The organism is Phaeobacter inhibens DSM 16374, assembly GCF_000473105.1.
Lineage (GTDB): Bacteria > Pseudomonadota > Alphaproteobacteria > Rhodobacterales > Rhodobacteraceae > Phaeobacter > Phaeobacter inhibens.
In genome coordinates this window covers 2,502,833-2,511,908 of sequence record NZ_KI421498.1, presented here as the reverse complement: position 1 = coordinate 2,511,908, position 9,076 = coordinate 2,502,833, and the positions used below count along the sequence as shown (strand labels likewise).

Here is a 9,076-nt window from a genome sequence, read left to right as displayed (position 1 = left end):
CATCCCGAACCCGGAAGTTAAGCACTGTTGCGCCGATGGTACTGCGTCTTAAGGCGTGGGAGAGTAGGTCACCGCCAAACCTAGTAAAATCCATAAAACTAAACGATAACAACAAAAAATACCTTCAGATATACCCCTCTGAAGGGACAAATGCTCAATCACAACATCAGTGATAAAGCACATAAAGGCTCAAATAGCGAAACGCGCCAGAGCCTAAATAAAAATGTCGCGGGATGGAGCAGCCCGGTAGCTCGTCAGGCTCATAACCTGAAGGTCGTAGGTTCAAATCCTACTCCCGCAACCAAAATCTTAAAGAAATATCAACACCTTACACCCCGCTTCGGCGGGGTTGTTTGCATTGTGTAGACGTCGCTGGAAGCAACGTGGAAGCAAGCCGGTCTGTGGCACCGTGCCGCCTGGTACCGGTTCACATCCAATAGGAACCGGTTCACATCCAATAGGAAAGGTGAACACCTTTCGGCTCATTTGGCCAATTACAAAGGCTGGATGTACGCTGAAGGATATTCTGGCTTCAATGACCTGTACCGCTCTGGCGCTGTCAGTGAAGTTGCTTGCCTTCTCGGCAGCATGCTTCGCATGCGCCTGCTAGGGAGTACATGGCTCATATACGGCGCAAGTTCGTTGATATGCTCCAATCGCAAGGGCTGGCCGTTTCTGAAGCGGGGATCCCCCGTATCGCAGAACTCTATGCCGTGTAAAAAGATGCAAGGGGCCTGCAGCCAGAGGAGCGCGTCCGGCTGCACCAATCCCGGTCAAAGTCTCTGCCCGATGATCTGGAAATCTGGACGACTGCACAAGTGGCCCAAATCGCGGACGATAAAATCACACGTCTGATTGAACTCATGCCGTGGCGCTACGCTGCTGACGCGGCGTAGCGGGCTGCACCGAATCCACACCAGAGCGCTATCCTGTGTTAGGTCGCGCAAAGACCCACGCGTAGGGCGTCTAGCAAACCGCGCGTATCGGCTTCACTCATGATGAGCGGTGGAGACAGTATCACGTTTGGACCCGAAACCCGGATCAGCGCACCGGCTTCATAGCAGGCCTCCTGAAGGGCCAGGGCCCTACGCCCGTCAAGCGGGGCCCGTGTCTGGCGATCGCTCACCAGTTCGAGCGCTATCATTAACCCGTAGCCGCCACGGACATCGCCGATGACATCAAAACGCTTCTTCAGGGCCAGACAGCCCTCATATAACTGCGCACCGCGCGCCGCTGCTGTTGCAGTCACATTCAGGCGCTGCATCTCTGCGAGACAGGCAAGTGCGGCCGCCGCACCGACGGGATGGCCGGAATAAGTATAGCCATGGCCAATCTTGGCATCGGGGTTGTCCTCGAAGACTTCGATCATCCGGGCACCCAACATAACAGCACCAAACGGGAAATAGCCGTTTGTGATGGCTTTTGCGGTACACATCATGTCTGGCTGGATGCCCCAGAGGCGGGCCCCGGACCAGGCCCCTGTGCGGCCATAAGCCGTGATCACCTCATCGGTGATCAACAGGATGCCGTTGCGATTGCAGATCTCCTGGACCATTGGCGCAAATGACGGGTGGGGCGGGATCACACCGCCTGCCCCGAGGATTGGCTCCATGATCATCGCGGCAATCGTATTGGCGCCCTGAAAAGCGATCTCATCCTCCAGTGCTGCGGCGCAGAGCTGCGCCAGACGCTCCGGGTCGCTTTCATCGAAGGGGTTGCGATAGGTATAAGGGGCGGGGATATGAAAACAGCCGGGAAGCAAGGGTTCATAAGCAGTACGGAAATTGGCGTTTCCGTTTACCGAGGCGCCGCCGATATGGGTGCCGTGATAGCCCTTTTTGAGGCTGAGGAATTTGGTTCGGCCGCTGTCGCCACGCAGTTTGTGATACTGCCGCGCCAGTCGCAACGCGGTCTCCACCGAATCAGAGCCGCCCGAGGTAAAGAAGGCTCGGCTGAGCCCATCTGGTTCAAAGAACCGGCTGAGCTCATAGGACAGCTCAATTGCAGCATCATTCGAGGTTCCGCGAAATGTCGAATAGTAGGGCAGCTTGTCCAGCTGAGCGGCCATTGCGTCCTTAACCGGCTGGCAGGAATAGCCGAGGTTCACATTCCAAAGGCCACCAACCCCGTCGATGACCCGATGGCCGTCAATGTCCGTGATGAATACGCCCTCGGCACCGGTGATGATCTTGGGCGGCTGTGCGACACTGTCCTGCGGCGACGTCATCGGGTGCCACATCAGGCGGCCGTTGTGTTCCTTGAGGAAGTTTGACTCTGTCATGACGTAGAATCCGTTTCATAGTGCTGATTGGACCCGCTGGCCCAGGCAGATGTGACGTTTACCGGGAGCTGTCCCCCCCAGTTTCGGGTGATTTCGCGGCTGGCTCTGATCAGTTCTGTTTTGATCAACTGCTCTTGCTCGGGGGAGACACGCGTGGCGACGCTGGCCACCGAAATGGCGCCCGCGAACAGACCGGTCTGATCATAGAGCGGCGCAGAAAGACTATGGATCTCCGCCTCAAAGCTGCGGTCAGAACAGCCAAAACCGGTTGCGCGCGCATCGGTGATCAGATCGTGCAGCGCCGCGGCAGTGGTGGCGGTATGCGGTGTGAACCTGTCCATCTGCGAGAGTGCAGCGTCCAGCATGGCATCAGGACCAAAAGCCAGCGCGCAGAGGCCTGATGCCGTCGCATGAAGTGGAAAAGTCGTGATGTCGATGATCGCCCGTGTGCCGTGCCGGGGGGATTCGCAGGACGCCAATGCGTAGAGTGTGGTGCCTGACACAACCGAGACATGCGCCGTCTCTCCAGTTACGTCGGCGAGCTGCGACAGCGGCAATTGAGCACCAAGCTTGCGGGGGACAGTGGCCTCCCGCACCTGCGCCAGCTGCAGGATTGCGGGCCCCAGTCGATAGTGCTTTGTCGTCGGATTCTGCTCTACAAATCCAGCTAATTCAAGGGCTTGTAGATGTCGATAGGTGGTTGCCTTGTCACGCCCGGCAATCCTGCACAGCTGTGATAGGCCGATTTCCGGATGGTCAGCCGAGAAGTGCGACAGAAGTGCCAGCGTTTTGGTTGCAGAGGACATGTCGTCGGTCACCGTTCCTGTGGAGTCAGAAAAAATTTGACACATGATAGATAGCAAGGCAACCTTTTTTGCGTAACGTCGGTTTAATATGTGAACCGATATAAGGGAGGGGAAACATGTCGAAATTCAAAAGCTCTGTTACCGCGCTTGCCTTGGTCACCGCAGTTGCTGCTGGTGCGGTCCATGCCGAATACCCAGAGAAACCCGTAGAATTTGTGGTGCCATGGCCGCCCGGCGATCTGGAGGACGTTCTGACCCGCATGATCGCAGAGGATTTCTCGGCGGCCTATGATGTTCCAACTGCCGTTGTGAACAAACCCGGCGGTGGCGGTGGGCCATTCCCTGGTGCGGTTGCTGTGGCGGAGGCACCTGCGGATGGCTACACCATCGGCTCCTTTATTATCGCGATCCCGGTGGTTGGCCCGCAGATCGGTATTCCGCAGCTGAGCCCGGATCCATTTGTCCCATTGGGCAATTTTCTGACCTACCCGTTTGTAATCGCCGCCGGCGCTGATGCGCCTTATGATGATATCGCCGGACTGGCGGCTCATGCGGCAGAAAACGATGTGGTGTTGGGTCATTTCGGAGCGCCGCTGGTCCCAACTCAGGTGACTTTGGGTTTGGCCAAAGAAATGGGGTTTTCTTACGCTTCGGATGCGGCGTTTGATGCGCTGGACTGCAACACATTGGCCTCTGGGGATGTGGATGTGATCAACACCACGCTGCAGCTGATCCTGCCTTGCCTTGATGATGTGAAGGTGCTCGCCTCCATCGGTTCAGAGCGGATCCCATTGACCGCCGGGGCGCCGACCGTTGCAGAGCTGGCGCCGGATCTTGATGTGTCGCTTTGGAATGGGCTGTTTGTTCACAAGGAAACGCCGCAGGATGTACGCGACAAGATTATTGCCGTCGCGCAGGAAACCGTGATGTCTGATCGGGCTCAGGCGCTTGCTGCAGAAACGGGCGCGGCGGTTTACTGGCAGCCAGCGGCGGAAGTGGTCACACAGATTCAGACCGATACCGAGACCATGGCCCGGATTGAGAAAATGCTTTCCGAATAAGCACGTCCCGGGAAGCCGGGCGGTGGCACCGCCCGGTGACGACCATTCACGACGACGGGGGAACCAATGTCGCGGGTCAATACGCTTCAAGCCTTGTTCAAACGCTATCGCAGACCGGGCGATATCGTGTTTGCCTGGATTATCCTCATTGTGGCGCTGCTGCTGTTGGCGCAACTTTACGATCAGACTGCGTGGCGCAAAGGTGGTCCTCTGTTTGCCCAGCCCCGGTTCTGGCCTGCGGTCTCACTGACAGGCATGGCGGGTTTTGCGGCACTTCACCTGCTTGGTTCGGCTCTGTCTGAGCGTATTCATGGTCGCTGGCAGGAGGTCTGGCTCTGGCTGTCCTCACTGGAATATGCTGGTTGGTTTATCGCCTATGCGGCCGCTGTCCCATATGCGGGCTATCTTCCGGCCACGGTCCTTTTCGCAGTCGCTCTGGCCCTGCGGGCCGGCTACCGGCGACCAGCAGCACTTGCCAGTGCGGCAGCTTCTGCAGGGGTGATCGTGCTGCTGTTCAAAACTCTGCTGAAGGTGAACTTGCCCGCCGGCCTTGTTTATGAGGCGCTGCCGGACGGGCTGCGCCAAGTCATGCTGACCTATTTCTGAACGGAACACTCGATGGAAAACCTCCTCGCCGGAGCCGAGATGCTAGCACGCTGGGACGTGGTTGCTGCGCTGTTGATCGGGTCAATCGGCGGCGTCGTGATTGGTGCGATCCCGGGCGTCGGGCCTGCGGTCGCCATCGCAATCCTTCTGCCTGCGACCTTCGCATTCGACCCCATCGTAGGGCTGACGATGCTGCTGGGGATTTACGGCTCCTCAATGTATGGCGGTGCAATTCCGGCGGTCCTGATCAATACGCCGGGCACGGCGGTCAATGCGCTCACCTCTTACGATGGCCACCCGATGACACAGAAAGGCGACGCTCACCGTGCACTTTCGCTGGCTTATAGCGCATCTTTCTGGGGCGGAATCTTTGGCATCGGTTGCTTGATCCTGTTGTCGCCGGTGTTGGCGCTGGTGGCTCCGATGTTTGGGTCCAGAGAGATCTTTCTGGCGGCGCTTCTTGGGGTTGTTCTGGTGATCCTCGCCCACCGCGGTCAGATATTCGCAGCCGGTGTGTTGGCAATGTTTGGTATCTTTCTGCAGACTATCGGCCTGGATGCGGTGACCTATACCCAGCGCTACACTTTTGGTCTGACCTTTCTCAGCTCCGGCGTGAATCTGATAGTGGTCGTGCTTGGCCTCTTTGCGCTCAGTCAGGCGTTTTTTCTGCTTACGACACCGGACAACAGTCCGGATGCCAAACCGGTGTCCGGACGCATGAGTGCAGGCATACGTGAATTGATGCGTCACAAGCGGGTTGCCACGGTCGCCTCCGGCTGCGGTGTGATCTTGGGCATGATCCCCGGCACTGGTGAGTTTACGGCCCAGTTCATGAGCTACACCTACGCGCAGAAAACCTCCAAGACGCCGGATCTGTTTGGCAAAGGCTCTCCCGAAGGGCTGATCGCTTCAGAGGCTGCAAACAACGCCGTCCCGGCTGCGGCCATGATCCCGCTGCTGGCGCTTGGTATTCCGGGCGAGGCTCTGACCGCCATGATGCTGTCAGTGTTCTATGTTCACAATGTCATCCCCGGCCCACAGCTGTTTCAGAACAATATCGATCTGGTCTATGGCCTCTATCTGGCGCTGATACTGCTGAATGTGATCGTGGTGGCCTTTCTGATGGTGTCTACCAACCTGCTGACCCGGATTATCCGGATCCCGACCCGGTTTCTGGGTGTGTTGATCCTGCTGTTGTCCTTTGTCGGGGTCTACTCGCTGCGGAACTCCCTGACGGATTGTATGATCGCCGCAGGGTTTGGCGTTCTTGGCCTGATCCTCAAACGCCTGAACCTGCCGATTGTGCCGATCATTCTGGGCATGGTTCTGGGCGGCATCATGGAGGTCAAGCTGCGCTCGGCCCTGCCCAGACTCAAGACACCACTGGATATGATCGACCGCCCGATTTCCTTCATCCTTTTCGCGCTGATCGTTTTGGTTCTGGCGCTGCATATCCGCGCATTGGTGCGGGAATGGCAGTTGCATCAACCGGATGAAGATCACGATTTGCACGACAGCCAGACAAGGTAACTCCAATGGACCAAACCAAAATTGACACCCTGCGTGCGCAGCCTGTGCCGTGTTTTTCACATCTGATTGACGGGCAGCAGGTTGCTGCCTCCGATGGGGCGACGATGGACGTGCTCTCACCCATTGACGGGCGGCTGCTGACCCAGATCGCACGGGGAACAGTGACAGATATGGAGCGCGCCATCGCCTCCGCCCGCGCGGCCTTTGAGGACCGTCGCTGGGCCGGACAACCTCCGGCCGCGCGTAAGAAGGTGCTGATGAAATGGGCGGAGCTGATTGAGGCCGACGCGCTGAACCTGGCGGTTCTGGGGGTGCGCGACAATGGCACCGAGATCACGATGGCGCTGAAGGCCGAACCGGGATCCGCTGCCGCAACCATCCGCTACTATGCAGAAGCGCTGGACAAAATCTATGGCGAGATCGCTCCAACCTCTAGCGACGTCCTGGGAATGGTCCACAAGGAACCGGTCGGCGTCGTGGGTGCGATCATCCCTTGGAATTTCCCGATGATGATTGGCGCATGGAAGCTGGCGCCAGCGCTGGCGATGGGGAACTCTGTGGTTCTGAAGCCGTCTGAAACGGCGTCACTCTCGCTGATGCGTATGGTGGAACTGGCATTGGAGGCCGGGTTACCGCCGGGTGTTATGAATGCGGTCACCGGTGAAGGCGCAGTGGTGGGGGAGGCGCTGGGGCTCTCCATGGATGTTGACGTTTTGGTCTTCACCGGATCAGGGCAAACCGGGCGCCGTCTGATGGAGTATGCCGCGCGCTCCAATCTGAAACGTGTGTATCTGGAGCTGGGCGGTAAATCCCCCAATATCGTCTTTGCCGACGCGCCGGATCTGGCAGATGCGGCGAAGGTCACCGCCGCTGGTATTTTTCGCAACTCGGGTCAGGTCTGCGTGGCGGGGTCGCGGCTTTTGGTGGAGGCCTCGATTCATGACGCCTTTGTCGAAGAGGTGGCGAAGGCAGCGCAGATGATGCGGGTCGGCGACCCGCTCCGGCTCGACACACAGATCGGCGCGATCAATTCAGAAGCACAGCTGGCGCGGAACCTGCAATTTGTCGCCAGAGCTGAGGTCGAGGGAGGACAGATCATCACCGGTGGACAGCGTCTGTTGTCGGAAACCGGCGGGTCCTACATGGCCCCCACAATCGTCACCGGTGTGACGCCTGATGCAACTCTGGCACAAGAGGAGGTCTTCGGCCCGGTGCTTGCGGTCACGCCATTTGAGACTGACGCCGAAGCCCTGCGGATTGCCAATGCCACGGTCTACGGTCTTGCAGGCGCGGTTTGGACTTCCGGGCTGACCCGGGCGCATCGTATGGTGCAGGGTGTGAGAACCGGTGTCATGCACGTCAATACCTATGGCGGAGCAGACGGAACGGTGCCTCTTGGCGGGGTCGGGCAATCCGGAAATGGCGCAGATAAATCGCTCCACGCCATCGACAAATATATCAACCTGAAAACCGCATGGATGAAACTCTGAGGGGGTGGCATGACCAATAAAACCATTCTGGTGATCGGCACCTATGATACCAAAGACGATGAGTTGAGCTTCCTCGCGGGGGTGATCCACGAGCAGGGCGGCCAGGTACTGACCATGGATGTCTCGGTGCTGGGCGATCCTGCGATCCCGACCGACTATTCAAAACATGATGTGGCAACGGCTGGTGACAGTTCTATCCAGGCTGCCATCGACAGCGGGGATGAAAACACCGCCATGCAGATCATGGCGCGTGGTGCCTGCGTACTGGCGGCGCGGCTGCACAGCGCTGCCGCCTTTGACGGCGTGATTATTCTGGGTGGCACCATGGGCACCGATCTGGCACTTGATGTCTGTTCCGCATTGCCGCTTGGGGTGCCTAAATACATCGTCTCTACGGTCGCTTTCTCGCCTCTGATCCCTGCCGAGCGACTGGCGCCCGATACCCAGATGATCTTATGGGCGGGGGGGCTATATGGGCTTAACTCCGTGTGCAGGGCCTCGCTTAGTCAGGCAGCCGGGGCGGTTCTCGGTGCAGCGCGGGCTGTGCAGATGCCGGACCCGGATAAACCGTTGATCGGGATCATGTCCCTTGGCACCTCCGCGCTGAAATATGTGATCCCGCTGAAGCCGGCGTTAGAGGCGCGCGGTTTTGAGGTCGCGGTATTTCACGCCACAGGCATGGGTGGGCGGGCGTTTGAAAGCCTCGCACGGCAGCGGGCCTTTGCCTGCGTGTTTGACTTCTGCACGCAGGAACTGGGAAACCAGATCCACGGATCAGCCATCTCCGCCGGAGCGGATCGGCTGACCAATGCGGGTCTCATAGGTACACCGCAGATCGTGGCGCCTGGCTGCTATGATCTCGTTGATGTGGTTGGCTGGCAACCGGTTGCGGAGAAATGGGCCGACCATCCCACCCATGCGCATAATCGCCTGCTGACCTCGGTTGTGCTCAACACGGAGGAGCGGCGGCAGGTCGCGCAGGCCCATGCGACGCAGCTGGCAACCGCTACCGGCCCCGTCGCCATGATACTGCCTGAACGAGGGCTGGGAGAATGGGATCGGGAGGGTGCCGACCTCCATGACAGTGCCGGTTTGGCGACCTTCCTGGCGGAGCTTGAGGCAAGACTACCCGCGCATGTCGCCGCGCATCGCATCGACAGCCACATCAATGATGCCGACTTCGCTGACAAAGTGTTGGAGATTTTTGACAGCTGGTGCGCCGAAGGCATCATTTTGCCGGAACGGCGGATTGGTGGATCACAACATTGACACAGGCGTCTTTTTACTTAACTTGATAAGTAA

General features: G+C 58.5%; 8 protein-coding genes and 1 tRNA gene. 7 read left to right on the top strand and 2 right to left on the bottom strand.

The window, feature by feature from the left end; translation table 11 throughout:
• Nucleotides 1-227: 227 nt before the first annotated feature.
• A tRNA-Met gene (locus INHI_RS0115755) sits at nucleotides 228-304 on the top strand.
• 203 nt (nucleotides 305-507) lie between these two features.
• A complete protein-coding gene (locus INHI_RS21160) occupies nucleotides 508-855 on the top strand; it encodes a hypothetical protein (protein ID WP_415837531.1) in 348 nt (115 codons plus the stop codon).
• 79 nt (nucleotides 856-934) lie between these two features.
• Here the strand turns inward: INHI_RS21160 and INHI_RS0115750 are convergent, their stop codons facing one another.
• Nucleotides 935-2,281, bottom strand: a complete 1,347-nt coding sequence (locus INHI_RS0115750; RefSeq protein WP_027248250.1) for an aminotransferase class III-fold pyridoxal phosphate-dependent enzyme — start codon at nucleotides 2,279-2,281, stop codon at nucleotides 935-937.
• Nucleotides 2,278-3,087 carry an IclR family transcriptional regulator gene (locus INHI_RS0115745; protein ID WP_027248249.1) on the bottom strand — a complete coding sequence of 270 codons (810 nt, stop codon included), beginning with the start codon at nucleotides 3,085-3,087 and terminating at the stop codon, nucleotides 2,278-2,280. The genes INHI_RS0115750 and INHI_RS0115745 overlap by 4 nt, the downstream gene beginning before the upstream one ends.
• Nucleotides 3,088-3,203: 116 nt before the next feature.
• Between INHI_RS0115745 and INHI_RS0115740 the strand changes: the two genes are divergently transcribed.
• The 5 genes from INHI_RS0115740 to INHI_RS0115720 all read left to right on the top strand — a co-directional run bounded on the left by INHI_RS0115740 (nucleotide 3,204) and on the right by INHI_RS0115720 (nucleotide 9,043).
• Complete coding sequence (locus INHI_RS0115740; RefSeq protein WP_027248248.1) at nucleotides 3,204-4,148, top strand: tripartite tricarboxylate transporter substrate-binding protein; 945 nt, start codon at nucleotides 3,204-3,206, stop codon at nucleotides 4,146-4,148.
• A 66-nt stretch (nucleotides 4,149-4,214) separates the two neighbouring features.
• Nucleotides 4,215-4,754 (top strand): tripartite tricarboxylate transporter TctB family protein, encoded by a 540-nt coding sequence (locus tag INHI_RS0115735; RefSeq protein WP_014873195.1) that lies wholly within the window; start codon nucleotides 4,215-4,217, stop codon nucleotides 4,752-4,754.
• Nucleotides 4,755-4,766: 12 nt separating this feature from the next.
• Nucleotides 4,767-6,284: a tripartite tricarboxylate transporter permease gene (locus INHI_RS0115730; protein ID WP_014873196.1), complete on the top strand. Its 1,518-nt coding sequence runs from the start codon at nucleotides 4,767-4,769 to the stop codon at nucleotides 6,282-6,284.
• 5 nt (nucleotides 6,285-6,289) lie between these two features.
• Entirely contained in the window at nucleotides 6,290-7,774 is a 1,485-nt protein-coding gene (locus INHI_RS0115725) for an aldehyde dehydrogenase family protein (RefSeq protein WP_051338972.1), read from the top strand.
• A gap of 9 nt (nucleotides 7,775-7,783) precedes the next feature.
• Nucleotides 7,784-9,043: a Tm-1-like ATP-binding domain-containing protein gene (locus INHI_RS0115720; RefSeq protein ID WP_027248246.1), complete on the top strand. Its 1,260-nt coding sequence runs from the start codon at nucleotides 7,784-7,786 to the stop codon at nucleotides 9,041-9,043.
• Nucleotides 9,044-9,076 lie beyond the last annotated feature (33 nt).

Coding starts and splice junctions, on each gene's coding strand:
- INHI_RS21160 (WP_415837531.1), top strand. CDS start 508: ATGTACGCTGAAGGATATTCTGGCTTCAATGACCTGTACCGCTCTGGC.
- INHI_RS0115750 (WP_027248250.1), bottom strand. CDS start 2,281: ATGACAGAGTCAAACTTCCTCAAGGAACACAACGGCCGCCTGATGTGG.
- INHI_RS0115745 (WP_027248249.1), bottom strand. CDS start 3,087: ATGTCCTCTGCAACCAAAACGCTGGCACTTCTGTCGCACTTCTCGGCT.
- INHI_RS0115740 (WP_027248248.1), top strand. CDS start 3,204: ATGTCGAAATTCAAAAGCTCTGTTACCGCGCTTGCCTTGGTCACCGCA.
- INHI_RS0115735 (WP_014873195.1), top strand. CDS start 4,215: ATGTCGCGGGTCAATACGCTTCAAGCCTTGTTCAAACGCTATCGCAGA.
- INHI_RS0115730 (WP_014873196.1), top strand. CDS start 4,767: ATGGAAAACCTCCTCGCCGGAGCCGAGATGCTAGCACGCTGGGACGTG.
- INHI_RS0115725 (WP_051338972.1), top strand. CDS start 6,290: ATGGACCAAACCAAAATTGACACCCTGCGTGCGCAGCCTGTGCCGTGT.
- INHI_RS0115720 (WP_027248246.1), top strand. CDS start 7,784: ATGACCAATAAAACCATTCTGGTGATCGGCACCTATGATACCAAAGAC.